This is a genomic window from Methanomassiliicoccales archaeon, assembly GCA_013415865.1.
Classification (GTDB): Archaea; Thermoplasmatota; Thermoplasmata; order Methanomassiliicoccales; family UBA472; genus MVRC01.
Map to the genome: position 1 here is coordinate 1,070,510 of CP058896.1, position 22,764 is coordinate 1,093,273.

Genomic DNA, 22,764 nt, shown 5'->3' on the forward strand with positions numbered 1-22,764 from the left:
ACATCGAAAACATGCAGTGGAAATCAAGGTGCCAGCATTGATATATACACTTTCGAGCATCTCCCTAAGCAAACGATATCAGCCCCGGTCACGAAGGGGGTTCGTGACCATCGTTCAAAGGTGATGATTTTGCCGATCAACTACAGTGACGAGGACCTCATCGCGCGCTGGGAGGAGTTCTTCGAGACCAGCGAGAACAGGCTCAAGGTTATGGAGGTGGCGGACCGATACCCAGAGGTAAGGAGCCTGTCGATATCCTACAACGACATCGACATGTTCGACCCCGACATGGCGTCACAGATGCTCGACGACCCTGACACCGTCCTCTCTATCGGGGAGAAGGCCATCAAGAAGATCGTGCAGCAGGGCAAGAGCGGGGACATCAAGATACATCTCAGGGTCAAGGAGCTGCCGAAGCAGAGCAAGGTCGAGATAAGGCACCTTCGGAGCGAGCATCTGGGGAAGCTCATCTCCGTCGAAGGGCTGGTCAGGAAGGCGACCGAGGTCAGGCCGAAGATGACCGAGGCGCACTTCAAGTGCTTCCGTTGCCCTGCGGTCATCATCGAGCCCCAGGACGGGCTGTTCTTCAAGGAGCCGTTGGAATGCTACAAGGAACAGAACGGTTGCGGGAGGACCGCAGGCAGCACCAAGTTCCTCCTTCTCGCCGAGGAGTCCAAGTACATCGACACGCAGAAGATAGAGATCCAGGAGAACCCAGAAGGGCTAAGGGGAGGGGCGCAGCCCGAAAGGCTCACCGGCTTCCTTGAGGACGACCTCGCTGGTAAGATATTCCCCGGCGACCGTGTCAGCCTGAACGGCGTACTGAGGTCCGTCCAGAAAGGGGAGAAGATCAAGTCGACCCTGTTCGACATCCACCTCGACGTGCTGTCCATCGAGTCCAAGGAACAGGAGTACGAGGACGTAGAGATCACCGAGGAGGACGAAAAGAGGATCATCGAGGAGGCGAGGAGCGAGGACATCTTCGAGAAGATCATCAAGTCCATATCCCCGACCATCAAAGGATATGACGAGGTGAAGGAATCGATCGCCCTCCAGCTCTTCGGCGGGACATCGAAGCAGCTGGACGACGGCACCAAGGTGAGGGGGGACATCCACATACTCCTCGTCGGTGACCCGGGCGTCGCAAAATGCGTCACCGGCGATGCGAAGGTCATGCTCGCCGACGGCTCGTCCAGGGCGATCAAGGAGATAGTGGAGGAAGGTCTGGCGAAAGGAGGCGCGAGACCTATCGACGACGGAGTCTATGCCGAGGTGGACATCCCCGTGCTTACGTTCTCTTGGATGGGGGCGGTCGAGCCAGGGAAGGCCACCAAGGTGTGGAAGAGGACATCGCCCCCCAAGCTGCTCAGGTTCACGACCGCATCTGGAAGGAGCATCACCGTCACCCCGACCCACCCGCTGTTCGTGCAGAACGGGCCTTGGATAGCCGCGAGATACGCAAGGCACATCTACAAGGGCCAGGCGATCGCAATCGCGACCGGACCAGGGAAGAGGGGGCACGACGAGACCTTAGGGAAACAGAGAGGTCTCGACTGGGACACGGTGACGGAGATAGAGGAGGTGGACCCGCCAGAGCCGTACGTCTACGACCTCGAGGTCGACACCACGCACATCTTCATCGCCAACGAGATCATCAACCACAACAGCCAGATGCTACGTTACATGTCACATCTCGCGCCTAGGGGCATCTACGCCTCCGGCAAATCATCATCCGCCGCGGGCCTATGCGTCGCGCCGGATACAAAGATAGAGGTAGACGGCGAGGAGGTCATGATAGGGGATTTCGTCGAGGGGATGATGAAGGACCCCGTCGAGGTCGAGAAGGGGGAATGGAAGCAGGACGTCCATGTGAATGGTGTTAAGACGATGGCGGAAGGGGGCTCGACATCGACGAACCCCGTAGTGTCTGTCTTTCGTCTGACAACCCCTTCATTTCTCGTGGAGATAACCTCATCCAGCAAAAAGAAGGTGAGATTGACCGGGGAGACAAGGCTCTACACAAGATCAGGGGGCAAGGAGTCATGGACCAGGGCCTTTGACATCCTAGAGGACGACGAGGTCCTGACCTGCGATAAAGGCTCGGGGCCCGTCTGGGAGAAGGTGGTCAACAAAAGGCTGGTCACAAAGAACCTTCCTAAGAACGTCTACGACCTCACCGTGAAGGACGCCCACTGCTTCTTCGCGAACGGTTTCCTCGTGCACAACACGGCCGCGGCCGTCAAGGACGAGTTCGGGGAAGGAAGATGGACCCTGGAGGCCGGCGCCCTGGTCCTGGCCGACAGGGGCATCGCCGCCATCGACGAGCTCGACAAGATGACGGAACAGGACAGGAGCTCCATGCACGAGGCGATGGAGAGCCAATGTTACGACGATGGAACAGAGGTCCTTACCAACGAGGGTTGGAAGTTCTTCAAGGACCTTAACGGTCAAGAGAAGATCGCATCTCTGGATAAAGAGGGACATATCGAGTTTGTCGAGGCCACCAACCGTTTCGAATACGATTATGATGGCGAGCTTTACCATATTCGTTCCAGACAGGTAGATCTGTTGGTGACGCCGAACCACAGGATGTATGTCAATGTGAACAAGAGGGCCGACGAGTTCTTGGGTTTCAAGCTCATCGAGATGAAGGACATACCAAAAAGCCGACGTTTCAAGTTCAAGAAGAACGGAATCTGGCAGGGGGTTGAGAGGGAGGTTTTTTTGATCCCATCAGTGATCAAATACGGCAATCAGAGACCTTCTAGTGCAAAGGAGACAGAACCGATCGTTGTCAAGATGGATGACTGGCTCGAATTCTTAGGTTACTTCCTATCCGAGGGGTCGGTCCAATTCAAGGGAAAGGTGCCCTATCGGGTCAACATCACTCAGGTGAAACACGAAGACAAGGTCTATAAGATCGAGGATTGCATCCAAAGGTTGGGCTTCAAGTATAATTACGATACGCATAACTTTTCAATATCCAACAAGCAGCTGGCATCATACCTGTCCCAATTTGGAAAGGTCAATGAGAAATTTGTGCCGAGGGATATACTTGAGCTCTCGCCAAGGCAGCTCAGGATCCTCCTTGAGGCCCTGATGCTTGGTGATGGTTGCTGTGGAAAAACAAATCACCACAGGCTCTACTGCACCTCATCCAGGCAGCTTGCGGACGATGTTCAGGAGATCGCGCTCAAGATCGGCGTAAGCGCGAACATCAGATTGGCCTACAAAGCTGGTAAGGAGAGGAAGATCAAAGGTAGTACTATCAAGTCGAGACACGACCACTATCACATTTCTCTTCTAGAAAGTTATGGGAGGAACTCCAACGAACCAATGGTAAATGCCTTGGAGAACAGGATGGAGCAGATCAAGAAGGTCCATTATACGGGCAAGGTCTACTGCGTCGAGGTCCCGAACCACATCATATATGTGCGCAGGAACGGAAAGCCGGTCTGGTGTGGAAATTCCGTATCGGTCGCGAAGGCCGGGATCACCGCGACATTGCAGACCAGGACCTGCGTCCTCGGCGCAGCTAACCCGAAATACGGCCGCTTTGACGAGAACGAGCCTTTAGCAAACCAGATAGACATGCCCCCCGCCCTGCTCTCCAGGTTCGACCTGATCTTCGCGCTCCTGGACAAGCCGAACCAGGAGAAGGACATGAAGATAGCTGACCATATAATCAAAGGGCACACCAGGGGGGCGGCGATGAAGCAGATGTCGTCCGGCCAGGTGGAGGGCATAGACATTGACGAGATTATGGCCGAGACCGAGTCCTTCAAGCCCTACTTCGAGGCGGACTTCATCCGCAAGTATGTCAAGTACGCGAAGAGGGTCACGCCTGTGCTCAGCAAGGACGCGCAGAAATTGATACTGGACACATATCTTTCCATACGCAAGATGGGCGAAGGCCCGAACGCTTCTGTGCCCATCACCGCGCGCCAGCTCGAGGCCTTCATCCGTCTTAGCGAGGCATCGGCCCGCATCCGTCTGAGCCCGGTGGTCACGAAGGAGGACGCTCAGCGCGCGGTCCGCATCGTCCGCTACTACCTCGAGAAGATGGCCAAGGACTCCGGACAGATGGACGTGGACAAGCTAATGACCGGCACGACCAGGACCGAAAGGAACAAGATCTCCATCGTCCGCACCATCATCCACGAGAACTCCGACCCGCACAAGGGGGCCCCCGAGCACGTCCTTGTCGAGAGGGCCGCCGCCAGGAACATCAGCGAGCAGGAGCTGAAGGAGGTCCTCAAGAAGATGAAGAGCGCAGGGGAAATCTACGAGTCCCAGAGCGGCTATGTCAAGTTCGTGGGCAACGATTGACCGCTTTGGTCCTTGCAAACCTTTATCTGCCCTAGGACCGTGCTCTAGGGACGAAAAGGTGGCTAGGATTGATCACCGTCAAGGTCTACAAGCAGGGAAGGGAGATCCTCGTCGCGGCATGCGACAAGGACCAGCTGGGCAGGACCCTCCGCGAGGGAGAGATAAAGCTCACGGTCGACAGGGACTTCTATGAAGGGGACGACGGCGACGAGGCGATGCTCGTGAACCGGCTGGAGAGCTCGACCATGGCCAACCTTGTCGGTGAGACGGCCTGTGCGATAGCGATAAAGCACAAGTTCATCACCGAGGAGTGCGTCCTGAGGATACAGGGCGTGCCTCATGCCCAAATGGTGAGATGGTAAAGAATGTCCTTCTGCGTGAAGTGCGGGGCCGAGGGGCCGACATACGAGAGGGTGTGCAGGTCATGCTTCCTAGAGAACAAGAGGTTCACGAGGTTGCCCGACCATGTGGACCTGGTGAGATGTCATCACTGTGGCGAGTATGGCATAGATGGCAGATGGGTGGCGCATCTGGACCATGAGCACGCGGCGGAGGACGCCGCCATGCGGGCGGTGGAGGTGCTCAAGGACACCAGCATCGAGGAGATGAGCGCATCCGTCGTTGCGGCCGACAGCGCGAACTTCAAGGTCCACATAGACGTCACGGTAGACCATAAAAGGTTGGTCGTGGAAGAGGAGCTGGATACGATCGTACGCCTCAAGAGCTCCGTCTGCGACCGTTGCTCGAAGATAAAGGGGTCCTATTTCGAGGCGATATTGCAGATACGCTCGAGGGACAGGAAGCTGCTGGAAAAGGAGATCGACGAAATACTTGACAGGGTCGACAAGCTCGTCAGGGAGGCCGCCACAGAGAACCGTGAGGTGTTCGTGTCGAAGGTCGATAGGATGGTCGGCGGTTCAGGAGGGGCCGATGTCTACATCTCTTCCAACTCGGTAGGGAAGATCATCTCCAGGGAGATAGCGGACCAGTACGGCGCCGAGATCAAGGACACGGCGAAGCTCCTCACGCAGAAGGAGGGCAGGGACGTCTATAGGGTCACATACCTCGTCAGGCTACCGTCATATCGTTTCGGGGACATGCTGGTCTTCAGGAAAAGGATGTACCTTGTAGGGCCGATGAGGACCAACAACGTCAAGCTGACGGACATGAAGAGCGGGGAGTCGGTCACGTACAGCCACAACGACCTCGTCGACGCGAAGGTCATCGGCCACAGGGAGGACTATCTCGACGCCGTCGTGCTGACGGAGAGCGACAGGGAGGTGCAGATCATGCACCCGAAGAACTTCAGGCCGCTCGAGCTCAGGAAGCCGCCCAGGTTCTGGTCGAAGGACGGCTCCGTCAAGATATTCATCCATGAGGACGAGGTCTATCTGGTCCCAAAATGACAATGGTCATGAAATAAGATATGAATATTTTTATAAAGATAAACAATTTAAAAAAGGGTTTTGTTCACGACACCATCTCGCGCTTCCTGAAGCCGAGATATCCTGCAACGGCCGAGACGACGGCATATGCCAGCATGACAGCTGCGGCGGTCCACGGCTGCGGATAGTAGTACCATATCGTCATTGGGCTGCCGGTCCCCACGTCGAAGGTGTCGCTGTAGTCCTGCGGGTACGGGTCGTCGAGTATGTAGACCGTCGAATCCGCCTGGAAAGTCAGCAGGAAGTCCGGTTTCAGCTCGGTCAGCGATAATATCCCGGACACCATCGGCATGATCAGGAACAGGAGCGCGAACGTGAGGATCAGTGCGCCCGTCGATCCTTTCATGAACGAGCTGATCATGAACCCCAGCGATATCGTTGCGGCCATGTAGATGAAAGCCAAGAGCATCGACCATACCAGAAGGACCGTGGAACCTCCTGTGAACACGAACGTCAGTATCGCAACTATCGCATAGTATACCGCCACGAGCACGACCCCCAGGCCCAACGCCGCCGCGACCTTTCCGACGTACAACGACCATCTCTTCACCGGGTTGGGGAAGAGCAGGTAACCTGTCCTTCCCTGGAACTCCGAGACTATGGCATCGCCGGCGAAAAGCGTGGCGACGATTATAATAAAGGTCGGCATGAACCCGATGAACCCGCTGGCGAAATCAGCAGGGTCGTCGGAATAGTCCTCGCCGAGCGCCGGAGGGAGCACGAGGTTCACTATGATGAGGATGGCCGCGATGGCGAGGATGCCATAGAGCCTCTTGCTCCTAAGGTGCTTATAGACGTCATATCTGGCCACGGTCATGACCTGGGCCACGTCCGAGGGGGTCCTCTTCCTCTCTCTGATGGTGGTGTCAGCCACTTCTGTCATTTAGCTCACCTCGTGTCCGATATCAGGGACATGTAGAACGACTCAAGGGCCACTCCCGACTCCTTGTAGGAGACGATCTTCAGTCCCAAGGCCTGAAGGTCCAACAGGGCCTTCGCCTGCTCCTCGTCCCCGTTCACGACATCGAAGGTGAAGGTGTAAGGCCCGTTGACGAAAAGCCCTTTGAGCTTCAGCTCGTTGGCCATCCTCGCCGTCGTCTGGATGTCGATGGGGTTGGCCGTCCTGACCTCGATCTTCTTTCCCTTCGTCTCCTTGACCAGGTCCGAGACGAGACCGGACTTGATCAGTCTGCCACGGTTGATGAGGAACGCATGGGTGCAGACCTCCTGTACCTCGTTGAGCATGTGCGAGCTCATGAATATGGTGAAGTCCGCCTTCTTCAGGTCGTTGAGGACCTGGCGGACCTCGAACATCCCCCTCGGGTCGAGGCCGGACGTAGGCTCGTCGAGGATGATCACGCTCGGCTCGTGCAGCACGGCCTGCGCGATCGCGATCCTCTGCTTCATTCCCTTGGAGAACTCCCCGATGCGCTTGTCCTTGTTCTCCTCCATCTTGACCAGCTCGAGCACGTCCTTCGACCTCTTCTTGATGTCCTGTGATGACATGCCACGCAGCTTCCCGAGATACTCCAAGGTCTCCATCGGCGTGAGATAGGGATAGAACTCTGGTGTCTCGACCACCGCGCCGACATCGGCCAGGGCCTTTTTTGGATCCTCGGTCGCGTCGGTCCCGTTGATGTAGACATGACCGCTGGTGGCGGAAAGCATGTTGGTCATGATCTTGATGGTGGTCGTCTTCCCGGCGCCGTTCGGGCCTAGGAACCCGACGAACCCTTTCTTTGGGACAGTCAGGCTCAGCTCGTCAACGGCCCGGAAGCCGCCTTTGTACGTCTTGACGAGGCCGTCAATGACGATAGGTTCGCTCATGTTTGACCCTCGAAGGGGTGCAGAACAGGTGTGGATATATAAGACTGATACCGAACAGCGGCGGTCCTGATGATCCCTACGCCCCATCTATGGGCAGGACAAAGAAATATCAGGTCAGATGGTGTTCGCCTCACCTATGGGCATTCAGGTGCTGGTCGAGGAGACGGTCGTCAGGCTGATAAGGACGGCCGTGACCACGCTGCCGGAGGACGTCGTGGCGGCCCTGCATAGAGCGCTCGAGCACGAGACGGAGGAGGTGGCCAGGGTCCATCTCAGGACGGTAATCGAGAACGTGCGGCTTGCCGAGACCAAGGGCGTTCCGATGTGCCAGGACACTGGTGTACCGATATTCTTCGTTAGCGGTCCCTGCTCCTCGGAGGTCGAGGAGGGCATGATCAAGGGGGTCGTGAGGGCGACAAGGGAGGTGCCCCTCAGGCCTAACGTGGTCCACCCTTTGAAAAGGCACGGCACCGGCTCGAACATCGGGGAAGGGATGCCCGTAATACATCATGAACCGCCCAGGGGAGATTTCATCGAGATCGCGTTCATGCCGAAGGGCGCGGGCTCGGAGAACATGAGCGTGATAAAGATGCTCGACCCGACCAAAGGCATCAGGGGCGTCAAAGAGACGGTCCTGGAGGCGGTGGTGGCAGCGGGCGGAAGGCCCTGTCCCCCTTCCATCGTGGGCGTGGGCGTCGGTGGTACCGCAGACTCGGCGATGCTGTTGGCCAAGAGAGCGCTGCTAAGGCCTTTGGGGAGAAGGAACAAGGATGATGACATCGCAGATCTGGAATCAGAGCTTGAGGATCTCATCAACATGACCGGCATAGGTCCGATGGGCCTTGGCGGCAGGACGACCGCGCTGGCCGTGGCCATTGAGAAGGCGGACTGCCACACGGCATCGCTGCCCGTCGCGGTCAACATACAATGCTGGGCCGCCAGGAGGGCGTTCGCGAGGATATATCCCGATGGCAAGGTCAGGTTCAGCACGGAGGGGTTCGAGTGAGGCTTGTTTCGCCTGTCAGGGAAGACGACATCCGCCAGCTGTCATTGGGGCAGGAGGTCCATATCAGCGGAAATGCCTTCACCGCTCGGGACGAGGCGCACCTGCGGGCGTTGGAGATGGCCAGGAGAGGTGAGGGATTGCCCTTTGACCTCGAGAGGGCGGTGATCTACCATTGCGGCCCGATAGTCGAGAGGGAAGGGGAAGGGTGGAAGGTCATCGCGGCCGGTCCCACCACCAGCTCCAGGATGAACGACCTGGAGCCGGAGCTCATCGAGAGGTTCCGTCCAGGGGCCATCATAGGCAAGGGCGGGATGTCCTCGGCGACGGCAGAGGCCTGCAGACGATATTGCTGTGCATATCTGGTGTTCACAGGAGGGGCGGCCGTCATCGCAGCACAAGGCATAAAGAAGGTAAAGGGGGTCCATTGGCTCGACCTTGGCATGCCCGAGGCGGTGTGGGAGCTGGAGATGGAAGATTTCGGGCCCCTCATCGTCGCCATCGATGCCCAGGGCCGCTCGTTGTACGAGAGCATAGGAAAGAAGGTGGCACAGAATCTCGACGCGCTCAGGAGGAAGGTCTAATCCCCCTCGTCCTTTTCCTTTCGTTCTATCTGGGCCAGAAGTTCCGGCTTCTTTTGCCCCCTGACATTCACTAGTACGCCGAGGAGCACGATCACCAGCCCCACGATGAACCCGATGATCATCAACGAGTGGGCCAGGTCATAACCGAAGAGCACCGTCACCCCTTCGGCCTGTTCCCGGACCAACGTTATATCCACCATTTTTTCCTCGTAAGGGCCGAAGTCGAAGCTCTTCGTCACCGTCTCATAGCCCTCCTTCTCGAACGTCATGGTATACGTCCCAGCGGAAAGCTTTCCTATCGAATAATTGCCATCTGGGCCTGTGTCAGTGAACGTGTTCAGAGAACCATCGGAGGCCTTGAGGGTGACCCTTACATCGCCTATCGGGCGCCCGTTCTCAGCGGTCACGACGCCGAACACCCTCGCCGGTTGCGCCTCGAGGGTCATGTCGATCTCCAGCACCTTCCCTCTTTCGACCTCCACAGGGAGAGGATAGCTGAACCTGTTGTATCCCCGCTTCTCAGCATAAAGCACATAGATGCCAGGCTGTATGCCGTTTATCTCGTATCTCCCGAAGAGCTGTGTGGAGGTCGTGGTGTAGTTACGCTCCTCGTTTGATAACCTGACGATGACATTGTACACCGGCCCATCGTTGTCCGTTATGAACCCCACTATCTTTCCAAGCACCTCGGTCATGGTGAAATCATAGGGTCCCGTTGATATAGCGCCCAGGTTCACATAGGCGTATGAGGTGTTGGCGGTGTAGTTGACGAGCGTCGCCGTGATGTTGTATGTCCCTAAGGGCACCTCGAGCTCATAGCCACCGGTCTCATTGGTCAGTGATGAAAATATGGCCCCGCTGGTGGTGTTTATTGCCTTCACGGTGACCCCCTGCAGAGGAGCACCGCCAGGGTCACGGACCGTGCCTGACACCGATACCAGCTCCACAGGCTCCGCTGCCTGCACATATGGAAACGGGAAGCAGAACAACATGAGGGCCGCAGCGAACAGGGCCAGAGCTCGTCTCATCCAATAAGGGATGAACGCTCACAGGTTTAAATGTTGGCCGTGCTCTCTCGGCCCGATTTCTTCTTTCTTTGTCTAGGCCTCTCCGGCAACGTGACCGAGAGCGCTCCATGCTCGCCCATCACCATCGCCACCAGCATGACCTTGAAGGCGGTCAATGCGGAGATGACCTGCACCATATTTGTCGCGACCTTCTTCAGGGCCGTGGGACCGAGATGCACACCATTCCCTGAGCTAAGATATGGCCATAGGAACACTCCCTTTTCATCGAGCATATACCTCCTACCCAGGACCGCCTGGAGCAGCTCGTCCGTGCTGACCCCATTCACAGGCCCTAGGGCAAGGATATTGGCCAGATGTGACATTCCTTTGGTCTCCTCCTCATCCAGCATATCGGGGGCGCCCTCGGCGAGCAGATTGTTCAAGAGCGCCATGGGGACGATCATCGAGCCACCGCCCCTGTCAGCGAGCTCCACATCATGAGGTCCCACCGCCCTTCCATCGGCAACAAGCATCGCCCATACGAGCCTCATGAGGTTGGGCCTCACCACCGATAGCAGGTCCATCCCGACCCTCTCGATGATGAGGGGCGTGGCATCATCCCCTGAGACCATCGGGCGATATCCTTGAAGCGCTAGAGCAGGAGATTCCCAGAAGGTCGTCTCATTCATCCTCCACCCCTCTTCCAAGAGCCATACGGTCTCGTCCATCATGGGGCCGTCCATGTTGTCCGCCATGTGATGGATGATATGTGCAAAGGCCACAATGGACATCTCCACCCCACGGTCCCGAGCGCAGCCCGCCTCCCTGAGGCAGTCGGTATACACCTTGAGACCGAGAGCCGCCATCTTCTCAAGGTCCTCCACATCCTTCAGAGCATCCTCCCACACCCCGGTCTCGATAGATATCGACCTGTCCCTGGTCCTGAACCACTTCAAGCCCTCACCGTGTGGAATACGCACCCCCTTGGTTCATAAAGGCAGCGCCCCCCATCGCATGTTTCGCCATTTTTCGGGAAACCTTCGGCAAAATAATAATATCTGCACAGTGGATAGAAATCGCTTTTACGAGGTTCGCATAACATGTTGGAGAAGGTGACGAAGAGGGCCACGAAGGCAGAGGTCATGCAGATGATGGACCCCCTCATCGCCGAGTGGTTCGAATCGAAGTTCGACGACCTGACAGAACCGCAGTCCTACGCTGTACCGGTGATACATGAGAGGAAGAACATCCTGGTCTCCTCCCCGACCGGGTCCGGAAAGACCCTGACGGCCTTTCTCTCGATAATCAATGAGCTATTCAAGCGATCTAAGGAGGGAAAGCTTGAGGACAGGATATACGCGGTCTATATCTCACCTTTGAAGGCGCTCGCGAACGACATCAACAAGAACCTCGAAGAGCCGCTCCGCGAGATGCACGAGCTCGCGAAGGTCAAGGGCTATGACTGGCCCAAGGTCCGGGTGGGCGTGCGCTCCGGCGACACGTCCCAGGCCGAGAGGCAGAGGCAACTAAGGTCCCCCCCTCATATCTTCATCACCACGCCCGAATCATTGGCGATGGTCCTTGCCGCCCCGAAGTTCAGGGAGAAGTTCTCCCAGGTGGAATACCTCATCATCGACGAGATCCACGAGATATGCGACGCGAAGAGGGGCGCCCACCTCTCATTGACGCTCGAAAGGCTCCAGGAGCTCAGCCAGAGACCTATCACCAGGATAGGTCTGTCGGCAACTTTGGCCCCTATAGAATCAATAGCGTCCTTCCTTGTCGGTTACGAGAATGGTGAGATGAGGGACGTCAAGGTCCTTGAGGTCAAAACGAAGAGGAACCTGGACCTGAAGGTGATATGCCCTACGGACGACATAACCACCCTGCCTTACGAGATCGTCAACTCAAAGATGTACGACCAGCTCAAGGAGATGATAGAGCAGCATAGGACAACGCTCGTCTTCACCAACACGAGGACCGGCACGGAGAGCGTCGTCTATAAGCTCAAAGAAAGGGGGATAGAGAGCATAGAGGCCCATCACGGGTCCCTATCGAAGGAGACGAGGCTCGATGTCGAAGAAAGGCTCAAGACCGGCCAGCTCAGGTGCGTGGTCTCCTCGACCTCATTGGAGCTCGGCATCGACATAGGCTCGGTGGACCTTGTCGTCCAGATAGGCTCACCAAAGAGCGTGGCGAAGGGCCTTCAGCGCATAGGGCGCAGCGGGCACTCCCATGTCAAGACGCCCAAAGGAAGAATGATGGTGTTCGACCTTGACGACCTGGTGGAATGCGCCGTGCTCTGCCGCGCCGCTCATCAAAGGAACATCGACAGGGTCACCATACCTGAGAACTGCCTCGATGTCCTGGCGCAGAGCATCGTTGGAATGTCCATCGAGAAGAGGTGGGACGTCGACGAGGCCTTCGACCTGGTCCGCCGCTCTCATTGTTTCCGCCGCCTTGAACGCGAGACGTTCCTCCAGGTGCTCAGATATCTGGGCTCAAAGGACTCGTATGAGGGGGTGTACTCGAAGATATGGTTCGACGAAGAGGCGGGGGTCTTCGGCAGGAAGAAGGGCGCCAGGATGATCTATTTCCTCAACCTGGGCACGATTCCGGAGGAGGCGAACTACAAGGTCTTCACCGAAAAAGGGGCAATGGTGGGGGACCTGTCAGAGAAGTTCGTAGAGCGCCTTGCCACAAGGGATGTCTTCGTTCTCGGGGGCAAGTCTTACGAGTTCATCAGGGCGAAGGGGATGAAGGCTTTCGTCCGGAACGCCCAGGGACGGAAGCCGACCGTCCCCACCTGGACGGGGGAGATGCTCCCCAGGAGCTTCGACCTATCGATGGAGGTGGCGAAGTTCAGAGGGGAGATGGCCTCCCGCTTGGACAGAGATGAAAAGGAGAACATAGAGTGGCTTATCAAGGACTTCGACATCGATGAGGGCTCCGCCCGTTCCATAATCAGCTATGTCAAGGAGCAGAGGGACACGGCGAAGGTACCGGACGACAGGACGTTCATCATCGAGGGCTACCTGGACAATTCTGGGAACAGCAACGTCATCTTCCATTTTCCGTTCGGGAGGCGCGTCAACGACGCTCTCTCACGTGCGTACGCGTTCCAGGTCACCGCGAGGCTGGGATGCAATGTCTCCGTCTCAGTGGTGGACGACGCCTTCATGCTGACCATCCCCAGAAAGGTGGACCTGTCGATGTTCGACGGCCTTGTCCGCTCCGCTGACCTTGAGGACATCCTCAGGAGGGCGGTCAAGGACTCGGAGCTATTCAAGCAACGTTTCAGGCACACCGCTGCCAGGAGCTTCATGATCCTGCGAAATTACAAGGGGAGGGAGGTGTCCGTGAACAGGCAGCAGGTGAGGTCCACGTTCCTTTTGGACAGGCTCGGAGAGGCGAAGGACGCCCCGGTCATCGAGGAGACCTATCGCGAGGTGCTCGAGGACGTGATGGACATACAGAACGCCGCATTCGTGCTCAAGCAGCTGGAGACAGGAAAGGCAAGGCTGGACCACATCGAGTTCTCACAGACGCCGTCCCCCTTCGCCCACAACGTCGTCCTCGCAGGCATCAGCGACATAGTACTGATGGAGGACCGCTCCTCCCTGCTGAGGGAGCTGCACCGCCGCGTGCTCTCCAAGGTCCTTGGCGTCGATGTCCGGGCGTTCGAGTTCGATGCCGACAAGGTCAATGCATATTTCAGAGGGAAGATCGGAAGGGTGGACAGCAAGGAGGCGCTGCTCGACCTCCTCAGGAGGGCAGGCCCCATGCACATATTCAAGGAGAAGGGAAGGAACGTATATCCCTATTCCAACGTCCCAAGGGAGAAGGTGGACGCCTGGGCGTCCGAGCTCCTAAGGGAAGGGAAGATAAGTTCGATCGTGATCGACGACGTGCAGTTCATTGCCACGGAGCAACTGCCCGAATACGCGTCCGCGCTGTCAAAGGAGAAGAGGCCCGATGAGCTTGAGATGAGGTTGCTCCAGGCCTTGACCGAGGAGCGCACGGTGCAGGAGCTTGAACAGCTCGCGGGAGTGGAGAACGCAAAGGTCCTGAGGGCGCTCAGGAACCTGGAGACGTCGTTCCTCGTCCGGCGCTCGTCATTTATGGACGGGAAATACCGCTTCTCCGTGCAGGCGCCGATAGAGAGGAGGGACAGGCAGGCCTCCTTGGACAAGGTCATGGCAAGGTTGCTGGGCATATCAGGCCCCCTAACGGTCGAAGAGGCCGCGTTCACACTGGGCATATCGGAAGATGAGGCGAAGCAGAGCCTGACGGCCCTGGTGGAGGAAGGGATAGCCACCGAGGGGAGGTTCGTAGTCTCTGAGCATATGCAGTATATGCTGAAGATAGACCACCTCCGCCTGAGCTCAGAGGGAAGGGAGGTCTATGACAGCAGGACCGTCGCCTCGTACAGAAGGACCAAGCTCAACGGCCCCTTCACGTCCATAGAGGACTGCGTAAGGTTCCTTGGCAATGTCGGAATGCTCATCGATGTGGACAGGAGGGTCCCGGGCTTCAGGCTCGATGACTGGGTCCGCCTGCGAAAGGAGGGAAAGCTCCTGCTGGGGCGCTTCTTCCGCGGAAGGGTCCGCTATATATTGGAAGAGGATGCCGCTGACCACGTGGCCGCCTTCAGGCAAGGAACGCTCGGATTCCTTGACGAGCAGATACTGGAGCTTTTGCGCCAGAACGATGGCCTGAGCATGCGCCAGGTGGTCGCCATGACAGGTCTGCCCAAGGAGGAGGTCAAAGAGAGCATCGACCGCCTGGACCGCGGCATGTACATCGTGAGAAGGTATGAGGATGGAGAGGACTGGTCAAGGGAGAACTTCTACATCCCCTACGTCCCTGGTAAGGCCTCCGAGGACCCGAAGCGCAGGATAGTCGAAAGGTTCGTGAGGGCCTACGGCCCCATCCCGGTCTTCACCATCAAAATGGTGACCGACTTCTCATATGATGAGGTGGAAAAGATGGTCGCCTCGCTCCCCCTCACAAGGGTCTATGTGGGGGACCAGCGGACAGAGATGGTCCTTTTTGAGGACGAGAAGGAGGCCCTTGACGGTCATGTTCCAAAGGACGAAGGAATGACCATCGTCTCGCTCTATGACCCCGAGGTGCAACCGATGTGGGCCGAGATCTCCTCACGTTTCGGGGACGGGTGGATATTCCCCATCCTTCACAATGGCCGCCTGGTCGGAGCGACGGAGAAATGGGAGATGAGCGGGTGCGTCGAGCTACGGTCCTTGGACCTGGACGACCCTTCCTTGCTGCCTCAAGCATTGGATGCCGTCGACCGCCTCATGGAGTTCTACAGGGGCCTTGGCTTTGACGTGGTGAGGATAAAGGAGGTGCTGGACCGTCCCGTATCGGACCTTGACGAAGAGGTCAGGGGCATCTTGGAGGAACACGGGTTCATCCGTCTCGAGGGGATGTACGTCAAAGGGAGGGTCCTTCCGGTCCAGTATGATGACCAGAGGCTCATGGCCTACGTGCTGAGGAAACAGCGCATCGATCCCGAGGACCACTTCCACGACCCCCTGGCAGGGATACGTTTCACAGGGGGGTTCCGGTCGGATGTCCATGCCTGGCAGAGATGCAATGAGAGATGGCCGCTCAAGAAGCTCTATGAACAGGGGACGCTGGTCAAGGTGTTCGGTGTCCCGGACTATGTCACCTACACGACGATGGAGCATGCCAAGCTGTTCCGTAAGGCGAAGGGGGCACCGCTCGACGAAAAGGATGTGAGGACCGTACTGAGGGTGTTGGAGAGGGAAGGACCGATATCCAGAAGGACCCTTTATGACCTATCGCCGCTAGGGCAGAGAACGACCTATGAGGCCTTGAAGAAGCTCTTCGACTCCACCGCTGTATATCAGGACCGCTCCGGCAAGATAAGGGTCGTGCCGGACATCGACATGAGCGTGGACGAGGCGAGGAAGAGGGTCGTGAAGCTCATGTTCCGCAACTATGGCACTTTCACGGCCGAGGAGCTCGCGAGGTTCATGAGGATAGGGATGGGGATGCGGCAGATCAGGGAGGTCCTCGCCGAGCTGGAGGACGAGGGCTTCCTTTCAAAGGGCTTCCTTTTGTCAGGGGACGATTCCTTGCATTGGATGCTTGCCGAGGACGTTGACATGCTGGCGAGGGCATCCTTCGAGCACAGGTTCGTCCTTGCCCCCGACGATTCGCTCATGCTCTACCTGATGCCAAGGATCAAGGCGAGGTTCGGCCTCACCATGCCGTTCCATGTGATCTTCGACGGCACCGAGATGGTGGCCATCGTCCGCACCAACAGTCGGGGCAAGGAGATCGCCATCACCGAGTTCATCGGTCCTAGGGAGGCGAGGCGCATCATGAACGAGCACATCAGGAGGATGGGCCTCACCCTAAGGGAGTCTTTGGACGAAAGGGAGAGGGACTGGGAGATCCAGGAGTTCTATGAGAGGACCCATTTCGGGGACTTCACCGGTTGAGCTTCGCCCTTTGTACGGCCGTCTTCATCTCTCTTGCAGCGGTCTCGATATCCTTCTGCCCCACGACCGCAGAGATGACGGCGACACCATCCGCGCCGGTGGCCATCACCGACCTGACATTGTTCTTGTCGATGCCGCCTATCGCGATGACCGGGACTCTCACCGCCTTCCTTATCTCGGTAAGCATCTCCAGCCCCTTGCCGGCGCCCGCGTCGTCTTTGGAGGCAGTATCGAAGACCGGGCTCAGGGCGATGTAGTCCGCGCCATCCATTTCTGCCCTGACCGCATGGGCCACGCTTCCTACCGAGACCCCTATGATGAAATCCTCAGGGACGATCATCCTAGCCGCCTCCAATGGAAGGTCGTCCTGACCGAGATGGACGCCATCGGCCTTGGCTGCCAAGGCCACATCCACATGGTCGTTCACGATGAACGACGCTCCCAGGTCGGACAATACCTGCCTCATCTCGACCGCTGTAAGATAGAGCTCCCTCTTCGACATTGTCTTGTCCCTGAGCTGGACCACATCGGCCCCGCCCTTCGCCGCCATCTTGGCGATCTCCGCATGACCTAGGCCTCTTCCTATCTTTCTGTCCGTGACGACATAGAGGTCGTACTTCATTCCTGCACCGTCCTTGTCCGGGCCATCTTTATGACATCTTCTCCCTTTAGCCCATACGTCTCATCCAGCAATGCCACCTTGAAAGAGCCGGGGCCTTTGGCCCTTTCAGCGGCCTTCTCTCCTGCGATCCCAAGGCACACAAAGGCCGATGTGGCGGCATCGACCGGGTCCTCCATCACCGCCGAGAAGGCACCAACGACGGACGCTACCATGCATCCTGTGCCCGATAATCTACCCATCAATGGATGCCCGTTGTCGACGAGCACGGTCCTTTGACCATCTGTAATGACGTCAGTGGCCCCGCTCATGGCCACCGTCACACCTGATGACCTGGCAAGAGATATCGCGACGGACACCGGGTCACCACTGACGCCTTCTGAGTCCACCCCTCGGACGATGCCCCCGCTGCCCGCAAGCACCCCGATCTCCCCTGCGTTGCCCTTCAGGACCGAAACCTTCAGCTCTGAGAGGAGCATCCTTGTGACCTCAGTCCTCATCTTGGTCGCACCAGCTCCTACGGGGTCTAGGACGATAGGGATGGACCTTCTGTTCGCCTCTCTGCCTGCCAGCAGCATGGACCTCACCTGGGCGTCATTAAGGGTCCCGATATTGAGCACCAGCGCCCCTGCCAGGGAGACCATCTGCTCCACCTCCCCCTCCGCATCCGACATGACGGGGGAGGCACCGATGCACAGCGTGATGTTGGCGCAATCGTTGACCGTCACATAATTGGTGATATGATGCACCAGCGGTCTCTTCCCTCTCAGCACTTCCAATGCTTTGGCATAGGTCATGTTCTGCATGCGGCCACCTTCCTAGCTCCCGGATAGAACATCATCAATATTACATGTCGGTCGATGGGCCTTCGGTCCTCTCAGATGGAGCTGTACGACACCGATGCCGGTCCATTGAACATCTGGCCTTGTTCACATGGTCAGGCTCGGCAGGAAGTGTTAAGTTATTTATTATCGTTAACAATTACTGTCTCATATGAAGATCCCCTGTGAGCTGATAGTCTGGTACGTCCTGCCCTCGATAAGAAGGGAGCTGGCAAGAGAGCTTGTCGATAGGCACCATCTGAGCCAGGCGGAGGTAGCCAGACGCTTCGGTGTGACCGACGCAGCAATATCTCAATATCTGAAGGCCAAGAGGGGGACAAGCAAGGAGATAGAGAACAGCGGCAGGTACGACGAGTTCAAAAAGGAGGTCGAGCAGGCGGCCGTCAGGATCCTGAATGGGTCTGACATCGTGACCGAGACATGCCGGATCTGCGAGATGGTCAAGAGGTCTGGTATGCTGGTCAAGGTCTATGAGATCCACACGGGCCTCAAGGCGCCCCAATGCGTCTGCCCCGAGTTCGAATGCGACAAGGCAGACCTAACCGGGTAAGCGCCTGGTCCGCTCCCTCATATGCAGGTAAATGTACTCCTGTGCATAACCTGCATAGCGGCCGAAGAGCTGCCTGGACCGTGAGCTGACGCTCCTATAGCTCCCTTGGATGCCCCATAGATGTTTCATCGATTTCTTGATCCTCACATCTACCGGGAAGGCCTCAAGGTGGTCCAACGAGAACAGCGCGATGCAATCAGCGACCTTGTCCCCTATCCCCGGGAGCTTCACGAGCTCCTTGATGCACCTATCATATTCCATCTCCCTCAGGGCATCGAAGTCGACATCCCCCTTCGTGACCAGCTTAGCGAACTCTACAAAGCGCTCGCACCTGAAGCCCAGGCCACAGCTCCTGGCGACCTCTGGGTCCGAAGCGATGGACTCTGGTCCCGGGAACGACATGACACCTTCCTCGACCTCCTCCCCATATGCGCTGCATAGATTTGCGATCATCCTTTCTATCCTGGGGATATGGACAAAGGTGGCGAGGACATATGATGCGGCGCATTCCCATGGGTCCTGCCTGACTATCCTGAGACCACGGTTCCCATTCAGGATGACCGTCATCCTCTCGTCCCCGCAGTTGACCATGATGTCCTGATATATCTCGTCCAGGTCGTCATCGGCCCTGAAATACTTCAGGACCTCATCTTCCGTCACACGCCCTATGACCTCGATATCACATCCCCTTTGGCGCAATGTGACCGGGCGGCCACCTATAAAGCCGCTCCAACGGTCCCCCTCCTTTTTCCAACGGAACACCTGGCCACAGGACAGCGTCCTGTCCAGGTCCAGATCTTTGAACATCATTGCGATTTCCGTGCCACGAAGACCATCATCTTGCTATCGTCCCTGAAAGGCCCCTGCAGATAATCGCCATAGGTCTCCACCACTTCCAGCCCGCATCGCTCCAGGAGCTCGACCGCCTCCCGCATGAACATGTATCTCAGGGTGACCGACGTCGTCACCCTCCTGAGGTCCTTGTCCTGCCTGGAGATATCGAAGAAGTACATGGACGTGGTCGTCTGCTTTGACCGGTCGAACGTCTGCGACTCGAACCAGGTGATGATCTCCCCCGTCCTCATCATCCTGGTCCCTCTGTGGCGCAAGAGGTTCTCTGGGCGGTCCAACTGAGGGTTGAACATGCTCAGGACGAACCGCCCCTCATCGTCCAGATGCTCTGCGATGTTCCTCAATGCGACCTCTTGGTCCGCCGTCTCCAATAGGTGCAGGAAGGAATTGAAGGGCACGAAGATGAGCCTGTACCTCTTCCCGCACATGAAATCGCGTATATCGGCATGCCCCACGTGCACGTTCTCGAGCACTTCCTCATCGAGCGTCTCGAGCTTCGCCGTCAACTTGTCCAACATGGCGTCGCTGAGGTCGAACCCTGTTATCTCATAGCCCTCCTTGGCCAACGGTATCAGCGTCCTGCCCGTCCCGCACATGCACACCAGAACAGGGCCCCCGGTGGAACTGGCCATCCTCTTGTAGAACTCGATGTCCTCGGTGAAATCCTCATGCCAGATATCATAATACTTTGCGAAGAGCTCATACTGGTCGGCCGCGTCCTCAATGCTTGTAACCGATCTTCCTGAGGAACTCGCGCCTTTCCCTGATGTCATCATCTGTCTCCACCCCCTTGGGCGATTCGCCGTCGATCACTCCGACTATCCCCCGTCCCTTTTCGTTCGCGGCCACGAGCACAACTAGCTCGTTGGCCGTGGCACAGAAGATGCTGCAGACCTCTGGTACGTCCTTGATCGCCCTCAGCACGTTCACTGGGTAACAGTTGCGCATCACCACGATGAACGAATGCCCTGCACCTATCCTCATGGCGTTCTTGGCAGCGCACGACCGCAGCTCAGGGTCATTGCCCTCCACCCTGACCAATCTTGGACCAGAGGCCTCGCAGAACGCGATCCCGAACTTTGCGCTAGGGACGGCGTTCACCATCGCCTCATAGAGGTCTTCCGCCGTCTTGATGAAGTGCGACTGCCCAATGACGATGTTCACGTCCGCAGGTTTGTCGATCCTGACCTGTTCCATCCTCTTCCCTCGGAGGGAATTAAGGCACTTGCCCGTATTTTATCTTTCGAGGAACACTTGAAATATCCCGGCCTGGGATATGAGCGCGATGATCAGGGTCGGACAGGCAGGCCATCCTCCCGGCGCCTCAGACCTGGTTGATGCGGTCGAGAGGACCAGGGCCCTCGGGCTCGACGCGATGGAGGTCCAGTTCGTCCGAAATGTCAGCATCCAAGAGGCCGTGGCGCACGAGGCCGGAAGGAGGGCGAGAGAATTGGGGGTCGTCCTGAGCGCCCACGCACCATACTATATCAGCCTGAACTCGATGAACGAAGAGACCGTGGCGAAGAGCAGGGATTGGGTGATGAGGACGGCCAGGGCCGCGAAGATGATGGGGGCCTGGATAATAGTCGTGCACGCGGCATCCTATTCAGGGACAAGCAGCGAGAAGGCAACAAAGAAGGTCATCGAAGGGATCTCGCTCTGCAGGAGGATATTGGACCTTGAGAACAACGATGTGGTCATCGGGCTTGAGACGATGGGAAAGAAAGGGCAATGGGGCACCATCGCCGAGATCCAGCAGGTGATGTCACACGTCCACGGCGTCCAGCCAGTGATAGATTTTGCACATCTCCATGCGAGGGGAGGCGGGTCCATCAAGGGGAGGGAAGGGTTCGAGTCGGTGCTCGCCGAGCACGATGCCCTTCCTGTCAAAAGGACACATTGCCACTTCAGCGGCATCGAGTACACCGGGGCGGGAGAGAAGAACCATTCGGGCCTCGACTCAGGCTCACCAGACTATGAACCGCTGGCGGAGCTGTTGGCCAGAAGCGAGAGGCACATCACTTTGATCAGCGAGACCCCCTCGCCCATCGATGGCGCCTTGAAAATGAAGGCGATGCTGGAACGTTGTTCGGGAGCGACAAGGACCGACAGGAATAAGGCCATCCATTACATTACACCCGTCGACTAGTCGACCGGTGATATATTGGCCGCCGAAGAAAAGGACGAGGACCAGCAGAACGAGGAGTTCGAGTTCGATTGCCCAGAGTGCGGCACCCATATTTCTGGGGGGCAGATGAGATGCCCCAAGTGCGGGACGGAGTTCGTTTTTGAAGAGGTCGAGGGGATCGAATGCCAATATTGTGGTAATGTCATCCCAGGGGACAGCGAGGTCTGTCCCAAGTGCGAGAGGCCGCTCAAGGAGAAGGCATCCAGCGTCGAACCGTCACCAGGACCAAGGACCGAGGCTGGACAACATCCAGCATCCGATGAGGAGGAGCTGAAAAGGCAGTTCCCTGTATATGTGTCCGAGGTAAAGCCCTTGATGGAACTAGCGAAGGAACACGCCATCGACATCACGGAGTGCAGGGTCCTGATAGACAAGGCCGTGAAGGCCGGCAAGAACAAGGAGCTGGCCATTGCCGTCGCTAGCGTTAAGGAGTGCCATTCGCTCATCAGGCGGAAGATAGAGGACCGGATCGCTGCGGACATCGAGTACCTCGAGAAGCTGGTACAGATAGCCAAGGGCATGGGGACAGACCCTTCGGACATCGACGCCTCATCGAGAAAGGCAAGAGAACTTCTTGCAAAGAGGGATTACGAGGGCGCTCTCCGAGAGGCGAAGAACGGCAGGAAGATATCGGAGAAGGTCACGGGCAAGTACGTCGAGGCAAGGGAGCTCTATGACCAGTTGGAGGCCACCATCCTCAACTCCGAGCGCTTCTACGTCGACACGAGGGAAGCCCGCCGTATGCTGAAGGAGGCCCAGGACGCTGAAGAGCATGGGGACTGGGCTATGATGGGGATCCTCGCCAGGAAAGGTAAGGAGGAGCTTATCAGGGTGCTCCCCGATGTCACGAACGCGGAGATAAAGCGGGCCAAGGCGCAGCTCTTGGAGGCCAAGGCCGAGGGTAAGGATGTCAGCATCTTGGTCAAGGTGCTCAAGGAAGCAGGCCTTGCAGTTAAAAAGGAAAGATATGACAAGGCGCTGGAGCATCTGATCGAGTTCAAGAGCGAGCTGAAAAGGATATGAAACG

Annotated in this window: 18 protein-coding genes; 9 read left to right on the top strand and 9 right to left on the bottom strand. The window is 57.4% G+C overall.

Annotation, left to right across the window (positions count from 1 at the left end):
* The first annotated feature begins 129 nt into the window (after positions 1 to 129).
* The 3 genes from HPY73_05285 to HPY73_05295 all read left to right on the top strand — a co-directional run bounded on the left by HPY73_05285 (position 130) and on the right by HPY73_05295 (position 5,735).
* A complete protein-coding gene (locus tag HPY73_05285) occupies positions 130 to 4,329 on the top strand; it encodes a hypothetical protein (GenBank protein ID QLH74912.1) in 4,200 nt (1,399 codons plus the stop codon).
* A 68-nt stretch (positions 4,330 to 4,397) separates the two neighbouring features.
* The gene (locus HPY73_05290) at positions 4,398 to 4,691 is read left to right on the top strand and encodes a DUF424 family protein (protein QLH74913.1); all 294 of its coding nucleotides are present in this window, start codon (positions 4,398 to 4,400) and stop codon (positions 4,689 to 4,691) included.
* Between the two features lie 3 nt (positions 4,692 to 4,694).
* Entirely contained in the window at positions 4,695 to 5,735 is a 1,041-nt protein-coding gene (locus HPY73_05295; protein ID QLH74914.1) for a hypothetical protein, read from the top strand.
* Positions 5,736 to 5,799: 64 nt separating this feature from the next.
* On the opposite strand, the gene HPY73_05300 is transcribed toward HPY73_05295, so the two are convergent.
* Entirely contained in the window at positions 5,800 to 6,657 is an 858-nt protein-coding gene (locus tag HPY73_05300) for an ABC transporter permease (GenBank protein ID QLH74915.1), read from the bottom strand.
* Between the two features lie 5 nt (positions 6,658 to 6,662).
* The gene (locus HPY73_05305; protein ID QLH74916.1) at positions 6,663 to 7,601 is read right to left on the bottom strand and encodes an ABC transporter ATP-binding protein; all 939 of its coding nucleotides are present in this window, start codon (positions 7,599 to 7,601) and stop codon (positions 6,663 to 6,665) included.
* A 136-nt stretch (positions 7,602 to 7,737) separates the two neighbouring features.
* Here HPY73_05305 and HPY73_05310 point away from each other — a divergent pair, with 136 nt between their 5' ends.
* Both HPY73_05310 and HPY73_05315 read left to right on the top strand, forming a co-directional pair.
* Positions 7,738 to 8,607 (top strand): fumarate hydratase, encoded by an 870-nt coding sequence (locus tag HPY73_05310; GenBank protein ID QLH75683.1) that lies wholly within the window; start codon positions 7,738 to 7,740, stop codon positions 8,605 to 8,607.
* Entirely contained in the window at positions 8,529 to 9,188 is a 660-nt protein-coding gene (locus tag HPY73_05315; protein QLH74917.1) for a fumarate hydratase C-terminal domain-containing protein, read from the top strand. The genes HPY73_05310 and HPY73_05315 overlap by 79 nt, the downstream gene beginning before the upstream one ends.
* Here the strand turns inward: HPY73_05315 and HPY73_05320 are convergent.
* A complete protein-coding gene (locus HPY73_05320; GenBank protein QLH74918.1) occupies positions 9,185 to 10,216 on the bottom strand; it encodes a carboxypeptidase regulatory-like domain-containing protein in 1,032 nt (343 codons plus the stop codon). The two genes, HPY73_05315 and HPY73_05320, sit on opposite strands and share 4 nt — an antisense overlap.
* 26 nt (positions 10,217 to 10,242) lie before the next feature.
* Complete coding sequence (locus HPY73_05325) at positions 10,243 to 11,151, bottom strand: hypothetical protein (protein ID QLH74919.1); 909 nt, start codon at positions 11,149 to 11,151, stop codon at positions 10,243 to 10,245.
* 147 nt (positions 11,152 to 11,298) lie between these two features.
* Between HPY73_05325 and HPY73_05330 the strand changes: the two genes are divergently transcribed.
* Entirely contained in the window at positions 11,299 to 16,686 is a 5,388-nt protein-coding gene (locus HPY73_05330; protein QLH75684.1) for an ATP-dependent helicase, read from the top strand.
* On the opposite strand, the gene thiE is transcribed toward HPY73_05330, so the two are convergent.
* Complete coding sequence (gene thiE, locus HPY73_05335) at positions 16,676 to 17,308, bottom strand: thiamine phosphate synthase (GenBank protein ID QLH74920.1); 633 nt, start codon at positions 17,306 to 17,308, stop codon at positions 16,676 to 16,678. The genes HPY73_05330 and thiE overlap by 11 nt on opposite strands.
* Positions 17,305 to 18,111 carry a hydroxyethylthiazole kinase gene (gene thiM / locus HPY73_05340; protein ID QLH74921.1) on the bottom strand — a complete coding sequence of 269 codons (807 nt, stop codon included), beginning with the start codon at positions 18,109 to 18,111 and terminating at the stop codon, positions 17,305 to 17,307. The genes thiE and thiM overlap by 4 nt, the downstream gene beginning before the upstream one ends.
* A gap of 187 nt (positions 18,112 to 18,298) precedes the next feature.
* Here thiM and HPY73_05345 point away from each other — a divergent pair, with 187 nt between their 5' ends.
* Entirely contained in the window at positions 18,299 to 18,697 is a 399-nt protein-coding gene (locus tag HPY73_05345) for a helix-turn-helix domain-containing protein (GenBank protein ID QLH74922.1), read from the top strand.
* Here HPY73_05345 and HPY73_05350 read toward each other — a convergent pair.
* The 3 genes from HPY73_05350 to HPY73_05360 are packed head-to-tail and all read right to left on the bottom strand — an operon-like array spanning position 18,686 to position 20,746.
* Positions 18,686 to 19,507: a DNA-3-methyladenine glycosylase 2 family protein gene (locus HPY73_05350; protein ID QLH74923.1), complete on the bottom strand. Its 822-nt coding sequence runs from the start codon at positions 19,505 to 19,507 to the stop codon at positions 18,686 to 18,688. The two genes, HPY73_05345 and HPY73_05350, sit on opposite strands and share 12 nt — an antisense overlap.
* Positions 19,504 to 20,325: a class I SAM-dependent methyltransferase gene (locus tag HPY73_05355; protein ID QLH74924.1), complete on the bottom strand. Its 822-nt coding sequence runs from the start codon at positions 20,323 to 20,325 to the stop codon at positions 19,504 to 19,506. The genes HPY73_05350 and HPY73_05355 overlap by 4 nt, the downstream gene beginning before the upstream one ends.
* Positions 20,270 to 20,746 (bottom strand): adenosine-specific kinase, encoded by a 477-nt coding sequence (locus HPY73_05360; GenBank protein ID QLH74925.1) that lies wholly within the window; start codon positions 20,744 to 20,746, stop codon positions 20,270 to 20,272. Before HPY73_05360 ends, HPY73_05355 begins: the two co-directional genes overlap by 56 nt.
* Before the next feature lie 79 nt (positions 20,747 to 20,825).
* Between HPY73_05360 and HPY73_05365 the strand changes: the two genes are divergently transcribed.
* Entirely contained in the window at positions 20,826 to 21,698 is an 873-nt protein-coding gene (locus tag HPY73_05365; protein ID QLH74926.1) for a TIM barrel protein, read from the top strand.
* Between the two features lie 15 nt (positions 21,699 to 21,713).
* Positions 21,714 to 22,760: a hypothetical protein gene (locus HPY73_05370; GenBank protein ID QLH74927.1), complete on the top strand. Its 1,047-nt coding sequence runs from the start codon at positions 21,714 to 21,716 to the stop codon at positions 22,758 to 22,760.
* Positions 22,761 to 22,764: the final 4 nt, after the last annotated feature.